The organism is Plantibacter sp. 2H11-2, assembly GCF_050031945.1.
In the GTDB taxonomy this organism is placed as follows: domain Bacteria; phylum Actinomycetota; class Actinomycetes; order Actinomycetales; family Microbacteriaceae; genus Plantibacter; species Plantibacter auratus.
Genome location: NZ_JBNBBL010000001.1, coordinates 13,695 through 37,130, shown reverse-complemented (window position 1 = coordinate 37,130; position 23,436 = coordinate 13,695). Strand labels below are relative to the sequence as shown.

Here is a 23,436-nt window from a genome sequence, read left to right as displayed (position 1 = left end):
AACGCAGGCCCTCCGTCGGACGACTGCACCACCGGACGCGCTGAGTGCAACCCCACCGGTTCCAGCCTGCGTCTCGTTTAGCGTGGTCGTCATGTCTCCGCGCGACCAGTACGACCTGACCAACCCCGTGACCCAGTACGACCGGGTCGAGCCCCCGCTGCAGCACCAGCCGGAGCCCGGCGTGCAGGCCAGGATGACCCCCGTTCCCGACCTCGGTGAAGCGAGCTACCGGGGCAGCGGACGCCTGACCGGTCGGAAGGCGCTCATCACGGGTGGCGACTCCGGTATTGGTGCGGCCACGGCGATCGCGTTCGCCCGCGAAGGCGCGGACGTGGTCATCGCTCACCTCCCAGGTGAGGAGGAGGACGCCGAGCATGTGCTGTCGCTCATCGCCGACGCAGGGCGCCGAGGCAAGGCGATCGTGGCCGACATCTCGCACGCCGACCAGTGCCGTCGGCTCGTCGCGGAGGCCGCGGACTTCCTCGGAGGCCTGGACGTCCTCGTCAACAATGCGGGCAAGCAGATCGCGGTCGACCGGGTGGAGGACCTCAGCGACGAGCAGTTCGAGGAGACCTTCCGGACGAACGTGTTCGCGAACTTCTGGGTCACCAAGGCGGCACTCGAGCACCTGGGCGAGGGCGCGAGCATCGTGAACACGGCGTCGCTCGAGGCGTACAAGCCGTCACCCGACCGGCTCGACTACGCGGCGACCAAGGCCGCGATCAACAACCTCTCGAAGGGGCTCGCCCTGCAGCTCGCCTCGCGCGGGATTCGCGTGAACGTGGTCGCTCCGGGCCCCGTGTGGACCGCGTTGCAGGTCTCCGACGGCGTCTCCGACGAGCAGATGGAGCACTTCGACGACGAGAACACCTATCAGCGTGCCGGGCAGCCGGCTGAGCTCGCGCCGGCGTACGTCTACCTCGCCTCGGCGGAGTCCGGCTACGTCTCCGGGGCGACGCTGAACGTCAACGGCGGCATGGTCACCCCGTGACCGCGGCTGCGTGCACGGTCTTCTTCCTCCCCGGGCTGGGCCTCGACGCCGCCGCGGTCGCGCCGGTGGCTCGCGAGCTCGACGCTCGGTTCCGGGTGATCGCCGTCGAGCTGCCCGGCCAGGGCGACACGGCCGACGCGCCGGACGGCTCGGTCGAGTCGCAGGTCGACGCTGCCCTCGCCGTGATCGCGGAGCAGGCCGACGGCGGACCCTGGCTGCTGTGCGCCCACAGCATGGGCGGCAAGGTCGCCGCCGGGATCGCCGCCCGGGTCCGCGACGGCGACGTCCCCGTCTTCGGCCTCCTCGGTGTCGTGCTTCTCGCGCCGTCACCGCCCACGCCTGAGCCGATGCCGGACGCCAAGCGCCACCAGATGCTCAGCTGGGTCGAGGACGGGTCAATCGCCGAGGCGGACGCGCAGACCTTCGTGGACGACAACGTGGGTGCGCCCCTGCCGGCCGAGCTGCAGGCCGCCGCCGTGGCGTCCGTGCAGGCCATGTCGCCCGTCGCGTGGCACCGCTGGCTCGAGCAGGGCAGCGTGGAGGATATCGCGTCCTCCGTCGGCACCCTCGACCTCCCGTGCACCGTGCTCGCCGGGGACCAGGACGATGCACTCGGAGCCGCAGTGCAGCCGGAGCTGCTCTCGGACATCTACCCCCGGGCCCGATTCGTGTCGCTCGCTGGAGCCGGACATCTGCTCTCCTCCGAACGTCCGGTCGAGGTGGCGCGCGCGATCTCCGAGCTGTGGGACGAGATCGTTGCACACAGTGCGATCGTGCCCGCGGAGTGGGGGCTCGTCATCGCGTCCCCGCGGACCACGCCGCGGGTGCGGAGTGCGCTGGCACGACGCGCCTTGCCGGACAACCCCCGGTATCGGCCCCGCGCGCTGAGCATGGAACAGCTGGACCTGCTCCGCGCCGTCGCCGATCGCTTGGTTCCGCAGCCGGCGGGTGGGCGGATCGACGTCGCCGCGCGGGTCGACGCCGACCTCGCAGCAGGTGGTGGCGACGGATGGCGGCCGGTCGGAGGGCTCACGGACGACGAGGCGTACCGCGCTGGGCTGGACGACCTCCGAGTCGCCTGGCCGGATTCGACCGACGGTCAGGATGCGTTGATCGGTGCCGTGATCGACGGCCAGGGCGTTCCAGGGGGCGCCATCGACGCGGACGATCTGCGGCGCTGGTTCGAGGACCTGCGTGTGGACGTCACGCGGGAGTGGCTCATCCACCCCGCGTCGTTGGCCCGCGTCGGCTACGACGGGTTCGCGACCGGCGCTGAGGACGTCGACTTCGCCGGCTACCGCGAATTGGGTGCCGACACCAGAGACGATTGGGAGCCCTCCGACCTCGGTGCCGCACCCGCCCCCACGCCCGCACAGCAGCAGGAGGACGCAGCGTGAACCTGGACGCGATGAAGACCTACGACCTCGACGACAGCGTCGACGTCGTGGTGGTCGGTACCGGTGCGGGTGGCGCACCACTGCTCGCGCGACTCGCTGAGGCGGGGCTGCGCGTCGTCGCGCTCGAGGCCGGGCCGAATCACGACCCCGCGGAGTCCACGCCGGACGAGATCGACGCGACGACGATCAACTGGATGTCCAGCCGGTTCAGCGGTGGGGACGCTCCGACGGCGTTCGGCCCGAACAACAGCGGGTTCGGCGTCGGCGGTGGCACCGTCCACTGGGGTGCGTTCACGCCCCGTCCGGACGCCCGTGACCTGCGTCTGCGCAGCGAGACCGGTCTTGGGCGCGACTGGCCCGTCGACCATGCGGAGTTCACCCGCTACGTCGAGGAGGTCGAGGCGACCATCGGTGTCTCCGGGCCGACGCCGTATCCGTGGGACCCGTCGCGCACCTACCTGTACGCGCCGCCGAAGCGGAACGCCCCGGCTGACCTCATGGCGAAGGGCGCAGAGTCGCTCGGCATCCGGGCGACCGACGCACCCGCCGCGATCATCACGCGCGACCGCGATCAGCCGCACCACGGCCTCCGACGAGCCACGACGAACGTCGGCTCCATCCACCAGGGCGAGCGCCACGGTGCGAAGGCGACGACGGCCATCACCTACCTGCCGGCGGCGATCGCGGCGGGAGCGGAGATCCGTCCGGACGCCGTCGTGCACACCATCGAGCGGGATGCCCGCGGTCGGGTGACCGGCGTCGTCTATCGCCAGGACGGCGTCGATAAGCGGCAGCGCTGCGAGGTGCTCGTGTTGGCCGGCGGCGGGGTGGAGACCCCTCGGCTCCTGCTGCACAACGACCTCGCGAACGCCAGCGGTCAGGTCGGCCGGAACTTCCTCGCCCATGGTGCGGTGCAGGTGTGGGGGCGGTTCGACGAGCAGATCCGCGGCTACCGCGGCTACCCGTCTGCGCTCATCACCGAGGACTTCGTCCGCCCTGACGGTGCTGACTTCGCCGGAGGGTATCTGCTCCAGAGCCTCGGCGTCATGCCGTTCAACTATGCGACCATCCTCGTGCGCGGCGGCGGTCTCTGGGGCACTGAGCTCGTCGACGAGCTCGACGCGGCACGGTACAACGCCGGCATCGGGATGAACGCCGAGTGTCTGCCCGCCGACGGCAATCGGCTCGAACTCTCGTCGGAGGAGGACGAGTGGGGTCTGCCGCGTGCGACCATCTCGTTCTCGCCCGGCGACAACGAGCGGGCCATCGACCGCCACGCCATCCGCACGATGACGGACATCCTCACGGCGGCCGGTGCGCGGAGCACCAGGGTGCTGGCGCGCACGGCACACACGCTCGGTACGTGCCGGATGAGCGACGATCCGAGTGACGGCGTGGTCGACGGAGAGGGTCGATCGCACGACATCGACAACCTGTGGATCTGCGACAACTCCACGTTCCCGAGCGCGCTCTCCGCGAACCCGGGCCTCGCGCAGATGGCGTTGTCGCTGCGCACGGCCGACCGGATGCTCGCGGCCTGGTGACGGCGGCGCCGCCGGCCGTCGAGCAAGGATGGGTCAGGAGTCAGCCGTTCGCCTTCACGACGACGATGGCTGAGCCGCTCGGTCTCACCTCCAGCACGGTGTAACCGGCAGCCCTCGCATCGGCGGCGCTCGGGAACGACAACCGGGCCTGATAGATCGGATCGGGGAACCCGTAGCGACGCAGCTTCTCGACGCGGACGTCCTCGGCGAGCGGAATGTGCATCGTGGTGCGCACCTGCTCCCGCAGCTCCTGCTGGCAGACCGAATCCACGCCTGCGTAGCCGCAGACGGACACGTCACCCTCGAGGAACGAGCTGTAGCTGCCTTGAAACGACCCCAGTAGCGCGACGACGAGGACGACGAAGCCGGCCATACAGCCGATGGCTACCCCGAGCGTTCCCAGCACCTGACGCACGGTCCGTGGTTTACGAGACCATCCGTCGTCTGATTCCGCGAGAAGATCGTCGATCGTCATGCGCCCACACCCCTGCGTTGCATGACGTAAGGCTAGCGGTGGCCGCTCCCGGCCTGGCTGCGCACGAACGCCTCCTAGGCTGGACTGATGGTCTCGACACGGAAGCAGCTGATCGTCGACGACGGGGTCACGATCTCGTACACCGTGTTCGAGGGTTCCGAGCCGGCGGCGGTCATCCTCCACGGACTCGCCGGAAGCAGTCGGGAGTTCCTTCCAACGGCTCGAGCGCTCGCCGGACGATCGGTCGTCCTCATCGACCAGCGCGGCCACGGGGAGAGTACGAGGCGGCCGACGGACACCTCTCGGGCGGCGTACGTCTCGGATGTCGCACGGGTGATCGAAGCCGAGACATCAGAACCGGTGATCGTCATCGGGCAGTCGATGGGTGCGCACACCGCGATGCTCCTGGCTGCCGGTAGGCCAGATCTCGTTCGCGCGCTGGTCATGCTCGAAGGGAACCAGGGCAGTGGCACGGCGGATGATCACCGAGCTCTCGGCGACTTCTTCCGGTCGTGGAACGTCCCCTTCGCAAGTCGATCGGAAGCGGCGGTCGAGCTTGGTGACGGGCCGCTCGAACGTGCCTGGGTCGAGGATCTGGAGGAGACAGCCGATGGACTGATCCCACGTTTCGATGCGGACGTGATGCAGACGACGATCGAGGCGGTCGGCGAGCCTCGCTGGCGCGAGTGGGACAGCATCGCCGTGCCGACCCTCGTGGTCTACGCAGACGCAGGAATGTTCACCGAGGATCAGAAGGCGGTTTTCGTCGGCAGGGGCAGGCGCGCCCGTCGCGTCGATCTCAGTGGCGCATCGCATGATGCGCACCTTGACGCGCATGAGCAGTGGGTCGAGGTGCTCCGTACGTTTGTCGATGCCCAATGAGATGACACGCACCGCATCAGGCCGGGCCCATCCCACCGGACGTGCCGGCTCGACGAGGCGGGCACCGGGCTTGCCTCGCGTCAGGCGCCGACGTCGATGGGCACGCCAGCGAGGTCCTCGACCTGCCGCCAGAGGGACGACGCCGCGTCGCTCGCCGGCGTGGCAGTCCTGGCCGGTGGAGCGATGGCGACGGGAGCGCCCCGAAGTCGGCCGACCGGCGAGAAGTACTCGCCGCCCCGGACTTCGGGATCCGTGAGCGCCCTGACCGCGGACCAGGCGGCGGTGTCCTTGCCCTGTGCCCAAGGCGTGTAGGGATTCCGCTGATATGGAGTCGTGTCGTCGCGGACTCCAGGTCGCTCCGGGGTCTTCGCGTCGACGCCGACACCGGGCCGGGTCACGACCGATGCGGCGGGCAGTCCGGCCGCTCGGAGCCTGCGGTCGAGCTCGAAGGCGAACACCTCCGTCGCGGTCTTGGCTTTGGTGTAGGCCACGACCCCGATCGCGGGCACCTGGCGGAGGTCGTCAACGCCGACACGCAGCAGTTGGACGAATCCGGTCGAGGTGTGGACGACTCGAGCCACCGTGCCATGATCCACGGCCGTGGCGACCAATGTCGGGAGCAACCTGGCCAGCAGTCGGGCATTGGCGGCCACATGGGTGCCGAGCAGGAGGGGCAATCCATCCGCAGTCAGCTCGCGTCGGTTCATGCTCATCGCACCGCCGTTGAGCAGGACGGCGTCGAGACGGGGAAGCAGGGCGAGTTCGGCAGCTGCCTCGTCGACGGCGGTGAGCGAGCCGAGCTCGAGTGGCACGTGGCGGACCCGGGCCTGCGGGACTCGGCTTCGAATGGAGGTGGCGGCCCGCCGCAGCTTGTCATGCGATCGGGAGGCGAGCACGACGTCCGCGCCAGCGGCAGCGAGCTGCTCTGCGGCGAAGTACCCGATTCCGGCGGTGGAACCGGTCACGACGATGGTTCGTCCGGTCTGGTCTGGCAAGCGGGTGGGGTCCCAGGTCATATTTTCCTCACTTCTTAAGCGGATGATCTATCCGTTTGGACCATAGCACAAGCGGATAGGCCATCCGTTTGGCGTAAAGTGGTCCTATGGCCACTCTCCGTTCCGACGCAGCTCGTAGCCGGGCGATCATCCTCGATGTCGCCCGGACCCACGACCGCGCGACGCTTCGACTCAACGACGTCGCCCGCGAGGCCGGGGTCGGGGTCGGAACCGTCTACCGGCACTTCCCGACGGTCCACGCACTCATCGAAGCGCTGTCAGCCGACGCGCTCGACGCGATGCTCGATACCTCTCGGCGTGCCGCAGCCGAGCCGGATCCGGGCGATGGGCTGGCGCTCTACCTCGGTTCGGCACTCAGGCTGCAGCTCGAGGACGGCGGTCTGCAGACGGTGCTCCTCTCGCCGGAGGACGAGGCCGACTCCGTGCGGAACGTCAAACGCGAGATCTTCGAATCCTTCACGACCGTCCTCGAGGCGGCCCGCGCCGCGGGTGCCGTCCGCGCCGATCTCACGGTCGATCGCCTGTCGCACCTCGTGTGCGGAATCGAGCACGCGGTGCGGCTCGGTACTCCCGAAGACCTGCCCCTCCTCCTGCAGGTGATGCTCGACGGGCTGAAGCCTCGACCGTGATCACCGGCTCAGCTTCGATGGACCCGACTTCGGCGAACTCGGCCGCGCCGTGCGGACGGTTCTGGGTGGCCCTGTCGCCTTCCCCCGGCACGCGGTCGGCGTAAGGTCGGCACATGCACCCCGAGCGAACCCGCCAGCCGGCCCTGCGGCGAGCGCCATCGAGGCCGCGGGCCGCGTCATCCACGGAGGCAGCCTGGAACGCCTTCCTGCTCCGACCTGAGGCGAGAGCGTGGATCAGTGCCACCGAGCTTGGACAGCGACAGCCTGAGGTCGGCGACGTCGCTCTGGAGGTCCTGCTCCTGGAGTACCGTCGCCCGGGCCGCCTGGCGCTCGGGCTCGTCTCGTCCGTGGCACTCGTCGTGGCCGCCACCCTCTCCGTCGCGACCGTGACCGTCCTCGGTCCGTTCTGGGTGGGGGAGAGCGGGGCGCTCTTCGGCTTCGTGGTCCTCATCGGGTTCGCGGTCGCGTTGACGAGCGTCGTCATCCTGCTCCGGCTGCAGGTCTCCGAGAACCGCATCATCCGCGCCATCTCCGTGTCGACCGACGTGACACCGCAGACCACCGACCCGCTGAAGGGTCGGACCGGAGCGACGGACACCGTCGACCGTCGGGAAGCGGTGGCGTCGCGCGCGCTCTTCCTGACGGTCTCGGCGGTCGGGATCGCCGGCACGGTCGGTGAAGCTTTCTGGCTGTCCTCCGCCGAAAGCGGGTCGTTCGTGCTGCCGCTCCTCGTCGCTGCGGTCTTGCAGCTGATCATCTGGCTCGCGGTCTACTCCGGGGTCGTCCGCGTGCTGCGGTCGTCGCGGGTCTGACGAGCGCGGCGGCCGACCGTGTCGCGGTGCTCAACTGAGACGGTCGGAACCGAGCCCGGGGCGAACCTACTGCTCGTGCACGATCCGAACGCGCGTGACCGAGAAACCGGCTCGTTCGAACGCGCCACGCATCGGAGTGTTCGCGGCATCCGTGGTGCCGACGATCCGGCCCTGCCCCGACCCGTGGTGCACGTGGACCATCTCCGCCAGGAGGTCGTGCACGTAACCGTGTCCGCGGTGCTCGGGCAACACGCCCAGATAGCTGATGCTCGCGTCGTACGCCGTCCTCGTCGGGATGATGAATCCCACGATCGTCCCGTCGAGCAGCTCTGCGACCCGCCAGGCGTCCCGTTCGCCGGGGAGCGAACGGTAGAACGCCAGGTCGTCGTCCGCGAGCGCATCGAGCCCTTCGCGCGCGACCATGTCCTGCGTGTGCGCATCGAGGGTGCCGGTCGCGACCAGGGCGAAGAGCTCGTGGAACGCGTCGTCCGGGGCGGCGACGAAACGGAGGCGCTGCGATCGTGCCGGCACGGGATCGGAGCTGGACCTCGCGAAACTGACCCGCTCGGTCGTGCGTGAGAACCCAGCCGCGCGTGCCGCCTCCTGGCGCCATCGCACCGCTTCAACGCTGGCGGCGTCATCAGCCCAGGCAGGGGAGACATCGACGTTGAACTCCAGTGCGGGACCTGCGCGGAAGGCGTCCAGTCCAGCGCGGATGAGCGCAGCGCCGACACGTTCGGGCTCCGCGACTTCGACCGTGGTGGTGAGGCAGTCGAGTGTGGCGGGCCGGTTCGCGTCCGCCTGGCCCCACCAGAGGGCTCGTGCCACCGGGCGACCGTCCTGCTCGGCGATCCACGACCATTCCGGCCGATAGTTCCCACTCGCGAGTTCGGCGGTCAGCCGCTCCGGATCGACCCAGGCGACCGGTTCGTCGCAGCTCCACTCCTGGAGGAGGGGGACGTCGTCCGGGGTGGCTCGGCGGATGGTGAAGTCGTCGCGGGTGTCGGTCATCGGTCCCAGCTTGGACAGACGCGACTCGTTTGTCCAGGCCGGGCAGAAACACCTGGGCTACGCCGCCGAGACGGGAGGCGGACGCGCGGTGTTCGAGTGGGCGTTCACCCGAGCTGCGCGGCCGCATCACGGAGACACGCGATGAACGCGTCGTGGACCGGGCTTTCGTCCGCCCGTTCCTGACGAGCGGCCAGCAGGCGTGTCGTCGGCGACCCGGCGAGCGGCACGACGACGATCGACGGGGGCACCAGCTGCCGCACCGACTCGGGCAGGATCGTCATGCCCACGCCGGCCGCGACGAACCCGAGTGCGGTCTCCTGATGGACGACCTCCTCGACCACCTGCGTCCGACTCGACGTGCCGAGGACCTCCGCGACGCGGTCCACGAATCCTGGCATGAGCGCCCGCGGGTAGGAGATCATCGGGACGTCCATGAGCTCCTCCGCGGTGACCTCGGGTCGGCCCGCCAGCGCATGACCCACCGGGAGGCACGCCACGAGACGCTCCTCGAAGACGACCTCGGTGGTGAGCGCTGGAGAGCTGTCGGATGGCGTCTGCGGGACCTCGTCACGGACGATCCCGACGTCGAGCGTGCCGTCGCGGAGCCGGTCGAACTGTTCTCCTGAGGTCAACGGCACCAGGCGTAGCGTCACCCTGGGGCGGCTCGCCCGGAACAGCTGCACGACACCGGGGAGGACCGTGTAGTTGGCCGAACTCACGAACCCCGCGGTGACCTCCCCGGCGAGACCGTCGACGAAGTCGCGCATCTCACCCCGGACCGTGTCGAGCTCCTCGAGGATGTGTCTCGCCCGCGCCTGGAGGTGACGTCCAGCTGGGGTCAGCGCCACCCGCCTCGTCGACCGGTCGAACAACGCGGTGCCGACCTCCTGCTCGAGTCGTGCGACCTGGACGCTCAGCGGTGGCTGCGACATGTGCAGCCGTCGGGCGGCGCGACCGAAATGGAGCTCCTCGGCGACGGCGAGGAAGTAGCGCAGCTGGCGGAGCTCCATCCCATCGACGATACGACCCTCGTATTACCGCGCTGTTTCGTCCAGATTGCGAGCGGAACGCTCTCAATCGAGGTTCGAATCGGTATTTGACCAGGGGGATCGCGACCGTGTTCGCTGAGGACCACACACCCCGACCTGGAGGACCACCCGTGACCGCAGACGCTTCCCCGAACACCCGGATCGACATGCTCTATCTGAGCGAACCGGAGGTCATCGCCGCCGGCATGAAGGACATGGCCCACTGCATGGAGGTCATGGAGGAGGTGTTGGTGCTCGTCGCGAAGGGTGACTACCGGATGGCCGGCCCGACCGCCAACTCGCACGGAGCACCGATCGGGTTCCCTGCCACCTCACCGTTCCCCGGCATGCCGCTGGACGCCGCCGACCGTCGGTTCATGGCGATGCCCGCCTACCTCGGCGGACGCTTCGACACCGCCGGCGTCAAGTGGTACGGGTCGAACGTCGACAACCGCGAGCGGGGCCTCCCGCGCTCCATCCACCTCATCGTGCTCAACGACAAGGACACCGGCGCGCCCTACGCGATCATGTCCGGCAACCTCGAGAGCGCCTACCGCACTGCTGCCGTGCCGGGAGCCGCCGCGAAGCTCCTGGCACCGGTGGACGCGAAGTCACTCGGCATCATCGGGCCCGGCGCCATGAACAAGAGCGCCCTGCACGCCATGACCACAGCCCGCCCCTCGCTCGACACCATCCGCATCCACGGGCGCCGACGGTCGACCTCCGAGGCGTTCGCCGACTACGTCCGCGAGCACTACCCGCAGTTCACGACGATCGAGATCGCCGAGACGGTCGAGGCCGCTGTGCGCGACTCGGACATCGTCTCCGAAGCCGTCACCGGCCTGGTCGGCTCGGAGAACTACCCGTTCATCGACGGCGACTGGATCAAGCCGGGCGCCTTCCTGAGCCTGCCCGCCAACCTGCGTATGGACAAGGAGTACACCCTCTCCGGCAAGGCGCGCCTCATCGCGGACGCGAAGAAGATCTACGAGGCGTGGGCCGAGGAGTACCCGGCACCGTCGCACGAGACCGCGTTCGGCATGATCGGCCTCTACTGGCAGGACCTCATCGGGACCGGCGAACTCGACGAGTCCCGCGTGGTCAACATCGGAGACGTCTTCGACGGGAACGCCGTCGGGCGAGAGTTCCCCGAGCAGCCGGTGCTCTTCAGCGTCGGTGGGATGGGCGTCGAGGACGTCGCGTGGGCGAAGACGATCTACGAGAACGCCGTCGAGCAGAGGATCGGCACGAAGCTCAACCTCTGGGAAGCCCCCGACCTGGCCTGACCGCCGTCCGGCACCGAGCACCGACACCTGTTCCACCCGAACCCGACGCTGTGGCCGCCCGGCCGCTGTGCACCTCGAACGATGGAGTGATTTGTGGACGCTGGAAACGTCGCCTGGATCCTGACGAGCTCGGCGCTCGTCGCCCTCATGATCCCGGCCCTGGCTCTGTTCTACGGCGGGATGGTCTCGTCCCGCCGCATCCTCAACATGATGATCATGTGCTTCGGCGGGGCCAGCCTCGTCGCGCTGCTCTGGGTGGCCTTCGGGTACTCGCTCGTCTTCGGCGACTCCGTCGGCGGGCTCGGACTCATCGGGAACCCGTTCGAGTTCGCGGGGCTCGACCAGGCACTCGTCGACGACCCCGATGCCGGCATCCCGCTCGCACTCTTCGCGGCGTTCCAACTGCTGTTCGCGGGGGTGACGACGGCACTCGTCGCGGGTGCCGCCGCCGGTCGCATGAAGTACGGCGCGTGGTTGTTGTTCGCCGGGCTCTGGGCGACGTTCGTGTACTTCCCGATCGCACACTGGGTGTTCGCCTTCTCGAACGACACGGCGACCGGTGGATGGATTGCGAACACCCTCGGTGCCGTCGACTTCGCGGGCGGGACGGCCGTGCACATGAACGCCGGCGTCGCGGCGCTCGCACTGGCCCTGGTGCTCGGCAAGAGCAAGGACTGGGGCGGCAAGCTCCGCCCGCACAACCGCCCGCTCGTCCTCGTCGGCGCCGGGTTGCTCTGGATCGGTTGGTACGGCTTCAACGCCGGCTCGGCGCTGGCAGCCGGCAATGCGGCGAGCGTCGTGTTCCTCAACACCACCGTCGCCGCCTGTGCCGGCCTCATCGGCTGGTCCATCGTCGATCGACTCCGACACGGAGCGGTCACGAGCCTCGGCAGTGCATCGGGGATCATCGCCGCCCTCGTGGCGATCACCCCCGCCTGCGGCGCCGTCTCGCCCATCGGTGCGATCATCATCGGGGCCATCGCGGGCGTCGTCTGCTGCCTCGCCATCGAGTGGAAGTTCCGGCTCGGGTTCGACGACTCCCTCGACGTCGTCGGGGTCCACCTCGTCGGAGGCATCATCGGGACGCTCCTCATCGGGGTGTTCGCGACGGATGCGGCTCCGAACGGACGCTCCGGTCTGCTCTACGGCGGCGGATTCGAACTCCTCGGCGTGCAGACGATCGCGACCGTCGCGGTCCTCGCCTACTCGTTCATCGTCACCTGGGTGATCGCGAAGGTGATCCAGATCACCATCGGTCTGCGGATCCCCGAGGAGCACGAGGTCGCCGGCATCGACGAGCACGCCCACGCCGAGCGCGCCTATGAGGACGAAGACCAGGAAGCACGCGCATGACGAGCGTCATCGTCATCGGAGCCGGGCTCGCCGGTGCTGCGGCGGCCTGGCGCCTGGCCCAGGCCGGGCACGACGTCACCGTCCTCGAGCGGAGTCGCCCGGCCAACGAGTGGGGATCGTCCCACGGATCGGCCCGGATCTTCCGCTATGCCTACCCGGAGGCGTCCTACACCCGTCTCGTCCTCGCGGCGGCGTCTGGGTGGGACGAGCTCGGCCTGGAGCATGGGCGTCCACTGATCACGCAGACGGGTGCGCTCGATTTCGGTGCGACCCGTCGCCCGGAGCACCTCGCGTCGGTGCTGGCCGAGCACGGCATCGATCACGAGCTGCTTTCCCGGGACGAAGCCAGAGCCCGCTGGGACATCGGCTTCGACACGCCCACTCTGTGGCACCCGGGAGCCGGCGTGATCGACGCGGAGCAGGCGGTGATGGCGATGCTCGAATCCGCCGTCCGCGCCGGGGCCACGGTCCTGAACGATCAGCCGGTCGAGCGGGTCGAGCGGACTGCCACCGGGTACCGGGTGCTCGGATCTCGGGGCAGGGCGTTCGATGCGGAGCAGGTAGTCGTCGCAGCCGGCGGCTGGCTTCCGGACCTCCTCGGCGAGCTCGCGCTGCCGGGCGGGTTCCTCGACGCGTTCCCGGCCCTCGAGGTCAGTCAGGAGCAGGCGTACCACTTCCCGTATCGGGACCGGATCGGCGTCGACGCGGAAGATCCGGCGCGATCCGGTTCAGTGTTGCCCACCTTCATCCACAAGTCCGAGCGGATGCAGGTCTACGGGCTCCCCGGTGGGCGCGACGCCGAGTGGCGTGGTCAGAAGGTCGCCGAGTACAACGGCGGCAGGCGCATCCCCTCGGCCGCCGATCATGACGGCCTCGTCGACGACGCGAACCGCCGACGGGTCGTCGCCTACGTCCGAGAGTTCCTCCCGAGCCTCGTTCCGGAACCGTATGCCGAGACGACCTGCCTGTTCACGAACACCCCGACGGAGGACTTCGTCATCGACCGTGTCGACGGGATCACGGTCCTGGCGCCCTGCTCCGGCCACGGTGCCAAGTTCGCCCCGCTCATCGGCGAATACGCCCTTGCGCTGGTCGAGGGCCGAGACGATGTGCCGGCGATGTTCCGGCCGAGCCTGGCAGCCGTCCGGTGACGCACGACACCATTGTCTCCCTCCTGGACGAGGTCGCGGGGATCGGTCGGGATCAGCGTCGGGGAGGCTACTCGAGGCCCGTCTACTCCTCCGCCGAACTCGAGCTGCGGGAGTGGTTCGTCAGTCAGGCCGAGCGCCGTGGCCTCGACGTGGACATCGACGGCAACGGGGTCATCCGCGCCTGGTGGCATGTGCCGTCACGTTCGACGGCGGGTGCGGTCGTCACCGGGAGCCATCTCGACTCGGTCCCAGGCGGTGGCGCCTACGACGGACCACTCGGGGTCGCATCGGCGCTGATCGCGATCGACCACCTGCGCTCGCGAGGCTTCGAGCCGACCAAGCCGATCGTCGTCGCCGTCTTCCCGGAGGAGGAAGGCTCGCGCTTCGGCGTCGCGTGCCTCGGCTCGCGTCTCCTCACCGGTGCGATCAGTCCGGAGCGGGCGCTGGCCCTGCGCGACGTGGAGGGCGACACGTTCGCCGAGGTCCTCGCACGCAATGGTGTCGATCCGCAGGGTGTAGGGCCCGATCCGGCCGGGCTCGGAGCGATCGACGCGTTCGTCGAGCTCCACGTCGAGCAGGGGCGGGCACTGGTCGACCTCGATCGCCCGGTCGCGATCGGCTCGAGCATCCTGGGGCATGGACGGTGGCGGGTGTCGATCCGCGGCGAAGGGAACCATGCGGGGACGACGCTCATGCAGGATCGACGGGACCCGCTTGTCGCGGCTGCGCGGATGATCACCGAGATCCGCACGATCGGACGGGCCACGCCGGACGCTCGGGCGACCGTCGGCCGGGTGCTCCCGTTGCCGGGAGGCACGAACGTGATCGCGTCGAGCGTGGACTTCTGGATCGACGTCCGTCATCCCGACGACGTCGTGACCGCCGCGATCGTGGCAGGGATCACCGAACGCTTGTCGCTCGTCGCAGCGGAGGAGGGATGCGAGGCCGCGATCACCGAGGAGTCGTTCAGCGCCACGACCGACTTCGACCCGTTCCTCCGCGGGCGCCTCGAACGGATGCTGCCGGAGGCGCCCGTGCTCGGTACCGGAGCGGGGCACGACGCCGGAGTGCTCGCGTCGCACGTGCCGACCGCGATGCTCTTCGTCCGGAACCCGACCGGCGTCTCCCATTCGCCGGAGGAGCACGCCGAGGACGCCGACGCCGAGGCCGGTGCCGTGGCACTCGCGGATGTCCTGGAGGGACTCGCGGTCGGCGTCGGCACCGCCTGAGCAGGAGCCACCGGCCTCGACGGATCCGGCCGATGTCAGCCGACCGTGTGAGACTCGAGCTCGTGCACGAGAACGGATCCACGACCATCGACGCGGTGTGCTGGGACTGGAACGGCACGCTCCTCGACGACGTCGAGGTGGCGCTTGCCGCGATGAACACCGTTCTCCGGCAGCGCGGTCTTGCCGAGATATCCGACCAGGAGGCGTATCGGGCGGTGTTCGGCTTCCCCATCCGGGCCTTCTACGCCCGGCTCGGTGTCGATGCAGCCGACTTCCTGGAGGCGGCCGACGAATACCTCGCGCTGTTCGCGGCCGGTGTGGGATCGGCGTCGCTCCAACCGCAGGCCCGCGCGACCCTTGCGGCGATCGACGTGCTCGGCGTCGAGCAGGTCCTCATCTCGGCGACCCCGGAGGTCACCCTCGAGCGTCAGCTGGCTCCCCACTCGCTGCACGGTCATTTCGCACACGTCCACGGCATCACCGATGTCTATGCGGCGTCGAAGGAGCATGTCGTGACCGCGTGGTTGGAGGACTCGGGCCATGATCCCCGGCGCGTGTTGATGGTCGGCGACACCAATCATGACGAGGAGATCGCCGAAGCGCTCCAGGTGCGGTTCCTGCGATTCGACGGTGGTCACCAGGACGCGCCTTCGCATCGACGTCACCCGGTCATCAGCAGCCTCGGCGAGATCGTCGGCCGTCTCACCCCGTCGCCGGAGGCACTGCGAGACCTCCGCCGACGATGAAGCAGGCGGGCCCCGCCGACGACAACGCGCCGTCCGAACGACAGTCGCAGACCGCGAGGTCGGAGGCCCATCATGGCCTCAGTGGTGGAGTCCGTGGACGACGGCGTGCCCCTTGCCGCGGCCGATCAGCCAACGGTTGACCGGTGTGGTGACGATGAAGGCCAGGGCGAGAGCGGCGACCAGGGAGCCCCAGAAGAGGCCGCTGGTGAGGCCGGCTTCCATCGCTCCGGGGATGGCGAGCATCGCGGTGTTGTCGATGATCTCCATGACCGCGATCGATACCGTGTCCGCCGCCAGGGCGACACCGAGGGCGGCGCGCCAGGACAGTCCCGCGCGGCGCACGCCGCGCATCGTGAGCGCGTAGCCGAAGACGAAGGCCAGGGCGATCGAGAGCACCACGGTCCCGAGATTGTGCAGTCCGAGGCCGGTGCCGATCACCATGCCCAGCACCTCGCCGATGGCACATCCGGTGAGGCAGTGGAGGGTGGCGGTGGCGGCCATCCGCCAGGAGGTCGCATTGTCGGCTGCTTGGCCGTGGTGGTGGTGGGTCTGGTCGCTCATGAGCACTCCTCCGGTTCGTCCAAGAGGTCGAACGATACCCCTCGGGGGTATATTCCGGAGTGCTGGTCCGCTCACACGGGCATCGACGCCGACTCAGGACGTGAGCGCCTCGTCGACCACGGCGAAGACCTCGGGATCCCAGGTGAGAGCGCGCTCCCACGGGAGGTCGAAGGCGTCGGCGAAGAAGATGCTGTGGACGTCGTCTTCGAAGGCGTGGCGGACCAAGCGGGGGAGCACGTCGACCGGGACGTCGTCGGCTCGGGCGCTTCGCAGGGCCACCAGACCGTCGTGTGGCCACAGCTGCCGGGGTTCGGCTGCCGTGTGGAAGTGACCCGCCCCGACTGCGGTGACGGCGACGCCATCGAGGAAGCCGGCCTGCGTCGTGTTCCACTCGCGCAGGAACCGGCGTGAGACCTCGTCGGCAGCGCCCTGTGAGTTCTCGGCGGCATAGCCGCTCGACCGCTCGAGGATCGTCGCGGTCCCCTCGTCGCCGTGGGCGTCGTGGACCGAGACCTCGCCGGTGAGCACGTCGCCGAGGAGCGATCCCTCCCATGGGGTGCCGAGGGTGACGAGCCGGCCGATCGATGGGCCGGAGCCGCGCAGTTCGCGGATCGCGGCACGAGAGAAGAGACCGCCCATGGAGTGTGCGACGAGGTCGACGCTCGCGAAGCCGTGTTCGTCGGACAACCACCGCAGCAACGCGGCCAGGCTCGTCCCGCCGGCGTCGATCCCACCGACGGCGTTGACGGTCACCTCGGCGGGCAGCACGATCGGGACGTCGGCGAACCCCTGCCAACCCGTGTCCTCGTGCGCCTCCCCGGCACCGATGCGTGCCGGTGCGGTGAAGACCGGAACCTCCCGCCCGAGCAGGTGCGCTCTCAGTGCGGTGAGGGTGTTCCCGGCGGCGAGGCCGGAGCCTGCGGCATGGTCCGGACCCGTGAACGGGGTCACGGCGGCACCCCCTGACACGAGGACGATCGCATCGGCCATGGTGCTCCTTCCGGCTGGCTACGACGTCAGCGTACTGGTCGGGCGAGGTCGATCCGCAGTGCGTTGCGACGCACGTCGTCGATCGCGGTCGCGACAGCACCCTGCGCCACCATGTCGGCACCGAGCTCCGACGCGACGAGCAAGGGAGGTTCCGCGCTCATGTAGCCGGGGATGCGCTCCGACGCGACCTCGAGCAGCTGCGACATCGACGGAGCGATCCCGCCGGCGAACACGATGCGCTCGACGTCGAGCAACCCGCCCAGGACGGCGCTCATCCGCGCGATGCGATCACCCATCCGGCGCACCAGGTCGAGCGCGACCGTGTCGCCCTGATCTGCTGCAGCGAGGACGGACTGCGCGTCCACCTGCGCGACCGGTATGCGGCTGAGCGGGCTGCTCTCCGGGAGCCCGCCGCTCTCGCGGTACTCGCGACCCCAGTCGCGCAGGAGCGCGGCGATGCCTCGCGACGAACCGACGCCGTCGACGAGGTCGAGGAGGTGCAGCTCGCCCGCCCGGCCGCGACCGCGGACGAGACGACCGTCGACGACGTATCCGGCTCCGAGCCGCTCACCGGTGACCACGGTGATATAGGAGTCGACACCGACGCCGGCGCCGATCGCGCCCTCGGCGACGGCGGCGAGGTTCGCGTCGTTGTCGGTGACGACCGCGCAGCCGTGGTCGCGGATGCGCTCACCGAGCCGAGGGTTCATTCGATCCCAGAAAACGTTGCCCTCGGGTGATCGCCCGAGCGCGTCGATGGGGGCCGGGACGCCGAGCACGATGCAGAGCGGCGGCTTCGGTCCGCACTGTCGCAGGACCTCGTCGATCGCCGCGTCGACGGCGTCGACCCGCGCCTCAGCGGTGGCCGCCGGATCGACGGTGTGGTGCGACCTCGCGAGTTCCCGACCGCGCAGGTCTGCAGCGATGGCGGTGATGGAGTGGGCTCCGGCGTCGACACCGACGACGATCCCGGCGTCGATGCGCAGCTCGTAGCGTCGGGCGGGGCGACCTTTCCGATAGGCGGCACCAGCCTGACGTGCGTCATCGAGCTCCGTCAGCCAACCCAGTCCGATGAGTTCGTCGGAGAGCGTGATCGCCGTCGATCGTGACAACCCGGTGGCGGTGATGACGTCGGCCGCGGTGAACGCGGACGTCGCCCAGGCGTGATCGAGGACGGCGGTGATGCTGGAGGAGCGCGGCTCCGATGCCCGCTCCGTCGTCGTCGCTTCCATGACCGACAACGATATCCACGATCCGAGGGCCCGCGTGGACACCGTGCCGCGGAGGCACTGCACCGTGCGCAGAACCGTGAACGATCACGGTGTCCTACCCGTGGATGTCGTGATGGAACCGGTGCTTGACCAGACGTCGAACGGATGGCAGAGTTTCCGTCATCAGTTGATTTACTCTCTGTATTTAGTCAGCGGATCCATCGAGGGCTCCGCGGAAGGACAATGATGTCGAACCCACTGAAACGCGCGATACGCGCCACGGCCGGAGTGGCGGGTGTGGCGCTCCTGGCCAGCGTCCTCGTCGGTTGCTCGAGTGATGGCCGGGAGACCATCCACTTCACGTTCAGCAAGCGTGAGGCGTTCACCTTCATGAACCAGGCCGTCGCGGACTACAACGCCTCGCAGCAGCAGTACGAGGTCGTCATGGACACCTCGGGGCCCGATCCGCTCGCGGCGAGCTTCGTCCGTGGCAACCCGCCGGACCTCATGCTCTCGAACTACAACCACGAGGTGTCGCGTTTCGTCGAACGGTGCGCGCTCTCCGACCTGTCCGACACGACAGCGGCGGCGTCCATCCGCGACGACCTCCAGCCGTTGCTCGACCAGTACGGCGTGTGCGAGGGACGCACGAGTGCATTGCCCTACTCGGTGATGGCCGCTTCGGTCATCTACAACAAGACGATCTTCGCCGAGTACGGCCTCGAGGTGCCGACGACGTGGAGTGAACTGATCGCCGTCTCCGACACGCTGAAGGCGGCCGGCGTGGCGCCGTTCTACGCGACGTTCGCCGATGCCTGGACCGCCAACCAGGGCTGGTTCGACTACTCGGTCGGTGGCGCCGTCGACATCCCGGACTTCTACGACCGGCTCGCGGAGGAAGGCACCGAGGTGGGACCGGATGCTCCGGTCTCCTTCGAGAAGGACTTCCTGGAGCCCGTCGAGAAGATGCAGCTGCTCGCCAAGGAGTACACGCAGGCCGATGCGCCGAGTCGCACCTACGACGCCGGCAACGTCGCCTTCGCCGAGGGTGAGGGCGCCATGTACCTGCAGGGCCCGTGGGCGTTCAGCCAGATCGCACTCACCGCACCCGATCTCGACCTCGGGACGTTCCCGCTGCCGATGACCGAAGACCCGAAGGACCTCAAGGTCCGGGTGAACCTCGACCTCGTCACCATCATCCCCGAGGAGGCGAAGAACCCCGAGGGTGCCCGCGACTTCCTCGAGTACCTCTTCCAGCCGGAGGTCATCCAGGCCTACAACGAATCGCAGCTCGGGTTCGTCCCGACCGACGACGGCAAGGCTCCCGACGACCCGCGCGTCGCGGGCATGATCCCGTACTACGACGCCGGCGCGTTCTACCAGGGCCCGGGCGTGCTCAACCCCCGCGCCATCCCGACCGAGAACTACGCGCAGTCGCTGGTCCTCGGCACCGACGCGGCGTCGATGCTCCGCACCATGGACGCGGACTGGGCACGACTCGCGTTCCGACAGCCGCCCGTCACGAGCAAGGAGGGTTCCGAATGAGCGCCACCACATCGATCGTGACCGGGGGCAACCCGAAGGTCCGACGCAGCACCAAACGGGTCGAACCGATCTACTACTTCTTCCTGTTCCCAGCCGTCATCCTGTTCACACTCGCGATCACGCTCCCCGGCGTCGTCGGCATCTTCTTCAGCTTCACCGACTCCATCGGGATCGGCGACTGGGAGTTCATCGGCTTCACGAACTACATCGCCGCGTTCAGCGACCCGGCCATCCTCACGAGCTTCCTCTTCACCTTCGGGTTCTCGCTCGTGACGGTCATCGCGGTGAACGTCATCGCGTTCCTGCTCGCGGTCGGCCTGACCGCGAAGATCCGCTTCAAGATGGGGCTCCGCGGGATCTTCGTCATCCCGATGGTCATCTCGGGCATCATCATCGCCTACGTGTTCCAGTTCCTCTTCATGAACTCGGTGCCGGCCGCCGGCTCGGCGCTCGGGATCCCGTTCCTCGAGACGAGCATCCTCTCCAACCCGGACCTGGCCTGGCTCGGCATCGTGATCGTGACGGCCTGGCAGTCGATCCCCGGCACGCTGCTCATCTACATCGCTGGTCTCCTCGCGGTCCCCGGCGACGTCTACGAGGCAGCGTCGCTCGACGGCGCGAACAAGCGCCAGCAGCTGCTGCGGATCACCCTGCCGCTGGTGATGGGATACGTCGTGATCAACGTGATCCTCGGCTTCAAGAACTACCTGAACGCCTACGACATCATCGTCGGCCTGACCAACGGTGGCCCGGGAACCTCCACGCGGAGCATCTCGATGACGATCATCCGCGGGTTCCAGACCGGTGACTACGCCTATCAGATGGCCACGGCCACCCTGTTCTTCATCATCACGATCATCATCGCCCTCGTGCAACTCTCGGCGACGCGCGGAAGGAACGCACTCTGATGGCCACGCCAACCGTGCTCAGCACCCAGTCCATCACCACGGCGAACGCCACCCCGAAGCAGCGGACCAGGGGGGAGCGGGTGAGCTGGTCGACGACGATCATCCTGCTGCTCTGCGCCGTGACCGTCCTCCTGCCGCTCTACGTGACGATCTCGATGGCGTTCAAGACCGACACCCAGTCGGTCGACGGCAACGCCTTCTCGCTCCCGGCACCGTTCAGCATCGACGGCTTCGTCCAGGCGTGGACGCTCACGAAGTTCCCGGTCGGCTTCGCGATGTCGCTCCTCGTCACCGCAGGGACCGTGGTCGCGACCATCATCCTCGCCTCCTTCGCTGCGTACGCCATCGTGCGCAACTGGGATCGCCGACTGTTCCGCTTCTCGTTCTTCTACCTGCTCGCCGCGATGTTCATCCCGTTCCCGGTCGTCGCCCTGCCGCAGATCCAGCTGACCGGTCGTGTCGGACTCGACAACCCGTTCGGGGTGATCATCCTCGCCACGATGTTCCAGCTGAGCTTCAGCGTGCTGCTGTTCACGGCGTTCCTGCGATCGATCCCGATCGAACTCGAGGAGAGTGCGCGCATCGACGGTGCGAGCACCTGGCAGACGTTCTGGAGATTGATCTTCCCGCTCCTGGCTCCCATGAGCGCCACGGTCGGCATCTTCGCGTTCCTCTACGCCTGGAACGACTTCATGATGCCGTCGCTGATCATCTCGGACGCAGGACTCCAGACCCTCCCGGTGCGGCAGAACCTCTTCCAGACCCAGTTCAGCAGCAACTACAACGTCGCCTTCGCCTCGTACCTGATGGCGATGGCCCCCGCGATCATCGCCTACCTCTTCGCGCAGCGTTGGGTGATGTCGGGCGTCACCCAGGGTGCCGTCAAGGGGTGACCGGCCAGGCCGGGCGACCGACACCATCCCCTCCATCACCACCTGAGCATTCGAGGACCACACGTTCATGACCGAGGCACTACTCGTCGACACCGACACCGACTCGACCGACTCCCAGCAGACGGCCGCCGCCAGCTGGTGGCGTCAGGCCGCCGTGTACCAGATCTACCCGCGGAGCTTCGCCGACGCGGACGGGGACGGTCTCGGCGACCTGCCGGGCATCCGCTCCCGGGTCGACTATCTCGCCGAGCTCGGGATCGACGCGATCTGGCTCAGTCCGTTCTACCCCTCGGCGCTGGCCGACGGCGGGTACGACGTCGCGGACTACCGCGACGTCGACCCGCGGCTCGGCACGTTGGAGGACTTCGACGAGCTGATCGCCGCCCTGCACGAGCGCGGGATCCGGGTCATCGTCGACATCGTGCCGAACCACACCTCGGATCTGCACGAGTGGTTCCAGGAGGCGCTCGCCGCCGGCCGCGGGTCGGCGGCTCGCGACCGGTACGTCTTCCGTGAGGGGAAGGGCGCATCGGGGGAGGAACCGCCCACCGACTGGGAGTCGGTGTTCGGTGGCCCCGCCTGGGAGCGGGTCGAGGACGGCCAGTGGTACTTCCACAACTTCGCCACCGAGCAGCCGGACCTCAACTGGGACCACCCCGAGGTCCGCGCCGACTTCCTGAAGACGTTGCGGTTCTGGTCGGATCGGGGCGTGGACGGCTTCCGGATCGACGTCGCGCACATGCTCACGAAGGACCTCACCGAGCCGCTGCCGAGTCGTGCTGAACTGGAACTGATGCCGCAGGACGGCAACCATCCGCTCCTGGACCGCGACGACGTGCACGAGGTCTACGCCGAATGGCGGCGGGTGTTCGAGGAGTACGACCCGCCTCGCACCGCGGTCGCCGAAGCGTGGGTGAGTTCGCCGGAGCGTCGGGCGAAGTACGCATCGGCGGAGGGACTCGGCCAGGCCTTCAACTTCGACCTGCTCGAGGCGGACTTCGATGCCGCCGAGTTCCGCACGGTCATCACCGACAACCTGGCACAGGCGGCGGAGACGGGGTCGTCGACGACGTGGGTGCTGTCCAACCACGATGTGACCCGTCACGCCACGCGGTACGGACTCCCGCCCCTGGCCGGGCGACCGGTGAAGCAGGGCACCGAGTGGGTCGCAGCGGGCGGACCTGAGGCCGACATCGATCGCGACCAGGGGCTCAGACGCGCGCGAGCGGCGACGCTCCTGCTCCTCGGACTTCCCGGCAGCACCTACCTCTACCAGGGGGAGGAGCTCGGCCTGCAGGAGGTCGCCGCGATCACGGCGGAGCAGCGTCAGGACCCCGCGTTCTTCCGCGGCGGCGAGTACGACGGGCTGGGCCGCGACGGTTGCCGCGTGCCGTTGCCGTGGTCGGCGGACGGACCGGCCTTCGGCTTCGGAGGTGCGGTCGCGCACCTGCCGCAACCGGCCTGGTTCGCCGAGTACGCGGTCGACGTGGAGGCAGCGGATCCGACCTCGACGCTCTCGCTCTACCGCGAGGCACTCCGGCTGCGACGACTGCTGCAGACCGACGAGCGCCTCGAGTGGATCGAGACGGGGCGGACGGACGTCATTCGATTCACCCGGCCGAACGGTTGGCAGGTCGTGACGAACTTCGGCACCGCGCCGTTCCCGCTCGAGGCGGAGCACGATGCCGTCGTCCTGGGTGCACTCCAAGCCGGCGCGGTTCCGGGGGAGTCCACCGTGTGGATCGCACCGGTCGGCCTCCTGGGGTGATGGCGCGCGT

Annotated in this window: 22 protein-coding genes; 15 read left to right on the top strand and 7 right to left on the bottom strand. The window is 68.7% G+C overall.

What is annotated here, in order from left to right; genetic code table 11:
- The first annotated feature begins 91 nt into the window (after positions 1 to 91).
- From ACQG07_RS00170 to ACQG07_RS00160, 3 genes are read left to right on the top strand one after another with little or no spacing between them, the layout of a single operon-like run.
- A complete protein-coding gene (locus ACQG07_RS00170; RefSeq protein WP_426736813.1) occupies positions 92 to 991 on the top strand; it encodes an SDR family oxidoreductase in 900 nt (299 codons plus the stop codon).
- Positions 988 to 2,388 carry an alpha/beta fold hydrolase gene (locus tag ACQG07_RS00165; protein WP_426736812.1) on the top strand — a complete coding sequence of 467 codons (1,401 nt, stop codon included), beginning with the start codon at positions 988 to 990 and terminating at the stop codon, positions 2,386 to 2,388. The genes ACQG07_RS00170 and ACQG07_RS00165 overlap by 4 nt, the downstream gene beginning before the upstream one ends.
- Positions 2,385 to 3,932, top strand: a complete 1,548-nt coding sequence (locus ACQG07_RS00160) for a GMC family oxidoreductase (RefSeq protein WP_426736811.1) — start codon at positions 2,385 to 2,387, stop codon at positions 3,930 to 3,932. The genes ACQG07_RS00165 and ACQG07_RS00160 overlap by 4 nt, the downstream gene beginning before the upstream one ends.
- A gap of 40 nt (positions 3,933 to 3,972) precedes the next feature.
- On the opposite strand, the gene ACQG07_RS00155 is transcribed toward ACQG07_RS00160, so the two are convergent.
- Positions 3,973 to 4,407 (bottom strand): hypothetical protein, encoded by a 435-nt coding sequence (locus ACQG07_RS00155; RefSeq protein WP_124769241.1) that lies wholly within the window; start codon positions 4,405 to 4,407, stop codon positions 3,973 to 3,975.
- An 87-nt stretch (positions 4,408 to 4,494) separates the two neighbouring features.
- On the opposite strand from ACQG07_RS00155, the gene ACQG07_RS00150 reads away from it, so the two are divergent.
- Entirely contained in the window at positions 4,495 to 5,289 is a 795-nt protein-coding gene (locus tag ACQG07_RS00150; protein WP_426736810.1) for an alpha/beta fold hydrolase, read from the top strand.
- An 80-nt stretch (positions 5,290 to 5,369) separates the two neighbouring features.
- Here the strand turns inward: ACQG07_RS00150 and ACQG07_RS00145 are convergent, their stop codons facing one another.
- A complete protein-coding gene (locus tag ACQG07_RS00145) occupies positions 5,370 to 6,254 on the bottom strand; it encodes an SDR family NAD(P)-dependent oxidoreductase (RefSeq protein ID WP_426736809.1) in 885 nt (294 codons plus the stop codon).
- 137 nt (positions 6,255 to 6,391) lie between these two features.
- Here ACQG07_RS00145 and ACQG07_RS00140 point away from each other — a divergent pair, with 137 nt between their 5' ends.
- Together ACQG07_RS00140 and ACQG07_RS00135 are read left to right on the top strand one after the other, a co-directional pair.
- On the top strand, positions 6,392 to 6,934 hold the full coding sequence (locus ACQG07_RS00140; protein WP_426736808.1) for a TetR/AcrR family transcriptional regulator: 543 nt from the start codon (positions 6,392 to 6,394) through the stop codon (positions 6,932 to 6,934).
- A gap of 113 nt (positions 6,935 to 7,047) precedes the next feature.
- Positions 7,048 to 7,746 (top strand): hypothetical protein, encoded by a 699-nt coding sequence (locus ACQG07_RS00135; protein ID WP_426736807.1) that lies wholly within the window; start codon positions 7,048 to 7,050, stop codon positions 7,744 to 7,746.
- 66 nt (positions 7,747 to 7,812) lie between these two features.
- Here ACQG07_RS00135 and ACQG07_RS00130 read toward each other — a convergent pair whose 3' ends face one another.
- Together ACQG07_RS00130 and ACQG07_RS00125 are read right to left on the bottom strand one after the other, a co-directional pair.
- Positions 7,813 to 8,757, bottom strand: a complete 945-nt coding sequence (locus ACQG07_RS00130) for a GNAT family N-acetyltransferase (protein WP_426736806.1) — start codon at positions 8,755 to 8,757, stop codon at positions 7,813 to 7,815.
- A gap of 104 nt (positions 8,758 to 8,861) precedes the next feature.
- Entirely contained in the window at positions 8,862 to 9,767 is a 906-nt protein-coding gene (locus tag ACQG07_RS00125) for a LysR family transcriptional regulator (protein ID WP_426736805.1), read from the bottom strand.
- 149 nt (positions 9,768 to 9,916) lie between these two features.
- Here ACQG07_RS00125 and ACQG07_RS00120 point away from each other — a divergent pair, with 149 nt between their 5' ends.
- The 5 genes from ACQG07_RS00120 (at position 9,917) to ACQG07_RS00100 (ending at position 15,550) form a co-directional block, all read left to right on the top strand.
- A complete protein-coding gene (locus ACQG07_RS00120; protein WP_274499863.1) occupies positions 9,917 to 11,071 on the top strand; it encodes a tyramine oxidase subunit B in 1,155 nt (384 codons plus the stop codon).
- Positions 11,072 to 11,164: 93 nt separating this feature from the next.
- Positions 11,165 to 12,424 (top strand): ammonium transporter, encoded by a 1,260-nt coding sequence (locus ACQG07_RS00115; RefSeq protein WP_426736804.1) that lies wholly within the window; start codon positions 11,165 to 11,167, stop codon positions 12,422 to 12,424.
- Positions 12,421 to 13,575 carry an FAD-dependent oxidoreductase gene (locus ACQG07_RS00110; protein ID WP_426736803.1) on the top strand — a complete coding sequence of 385 codons (1,155 nt, stop codon included), beginning with the start codon at positions 12,421 to 12,423 and terminating at the stop codon, positions 13,573 to 13,575. The genes ACQG07_RS00115 and ACQG07_RS00110 overlap by 4 nt, the downstream gene beginning before the upstream one ends.
- Positions 13,572 to 14,804 (top strand): allantoate amidohydrolase, encoded by a 1,233-nt coding sequence (locus ACQG07_RS00105; RefSeq protein WP_426736802.1) that lies wholly within the window; start codon positions 13,572 to 13,574, stop codon positions 14,802 to 14,804. The genes ACQG07_RS00110 and ACQG07_RS00105 overlap by 4 nt, the downstream gene beginning before the upstream one ends.
- A 32-nt stretch (positions 14,805 to 14,836) precedes the next feature.
- Positions 14,837 to 15,550, top strand: coding sequence for an HAD family hydrolase (locus ACQG07_RS00100; protein ID WP_274499866.1), 714 nt, complete (start codon positions 14,837 to 14,839; stop codon positions 15,548 to 15,550).
- 78 nt (positions 15,551 to 15,628) lie between these two features.
- Here the strand turns inward: ACQG07_RS00100 and ACQG07_RS00095 are convergent, their stop codons facing one another.
- The 3 genes from ACQG07_RS00095 to ACQG07_RS00085 form a co-directional block, all read right to left on the bottom strand.
- Positions 15,629 to 16,111: a DUF4396 domain-containing protein gene (locus tag ACQG07_RS00095; protein ID WP_426736801.1), complete on the bottom strand. Its 483-nt coding sequence runs from the start codon at positions 16,109 to 16,111 to the stop codon at positions 15,629 to 15,631.
- Between the two features lie 93 nt (positions 16,112 to 16,204).
- On the bottom strand, positions 16,205 to 17,101 hold the full coding sequence (locus ACQG07_RS00090) for an esterase/lipase family protein (protein WP_426736800.1): 897 nt from the start codon (positions 17,099 to 17,101) through the stop codon (positions 16,205 to 16,207).
- Between the two features lie 26 nt (positions 17,102 to 17,127).
- Positions 17,128 to 18,333 (bottom strand): ROK family protein, encoded by a 1,206-nt coding sequence (locus ACQG07_RS00085; protein ID WP_426736799.1) that lies wholly within the window; start codon positions 18,331 to 18,333, stop codon positions 17,128 to 17,130.
- A 225-nt stretch (positions 18,334 to 18,558) separates the two neighbouring features.
- On the opposite strand from ACQG07_RS00085, the gene ACQG07_RS00080 reads away from it, so the two are divergent.
- From ACQG07_RS00080 to ACQG07_RS00065, 4 genes are all read left to right on the top strand, one after another.
- Positions 18,559 to 19,857 (top strand): extracellular solute-binding protein, encoded by a 1,299-nt coding sequence (locus ACQG07_RS00080; protein ID WP_192018012.1) that lies wholly within the window; start codon positions 18,559 to 18,561, stop codon positions 19,855 to 19,857.
- Entirely contained in the window at positions 19,854 to 20,765 is a 912-nt protein-coding gene (locus tag ACQG07_RS00075; RefSeq protein ID WP_079002413.1) for a carbohydrate ABC transporter permease, read from the top strand. The genes ACQG07_RS00080 and ACQG07_RS00075 overlap by 4 nt, the downstream gene beginning before the upstream one ends.
- Positions 20,765 to 21,658, top strand: a complete 894-nt coding sequence (locus ACQG07_RS00070; RefSeq protein ID WP_085510777.1) for a carbohydrate ABC transporter permease — start codon at positions 20,765 to 20,767, stop codon at positions 21,656 to 21,658. The genes ACQG07_RS00075 and ACQG07_RS00070 overlap by 1 nt, the downstream gene beginning before the upstream one ends.
- A 67-nt stretch (positions 21,659 to 21,725) precedes the next feature.
- On the top strand, positions 21,726 to 23,426 hold the full coding sequence (locus ACQG07_RS00065) for a glycoside hydrolase family 13 protein (RefSeq protein ID WP_426736797.1): 1,701 nt from the start codon (positions 21,726 to 21,728) through the stop codon (positions 23,424 to 23,426).
- The last annotated feature ends 10 nt before the right edge of the window (positions 23,427 to 23,436 follow it).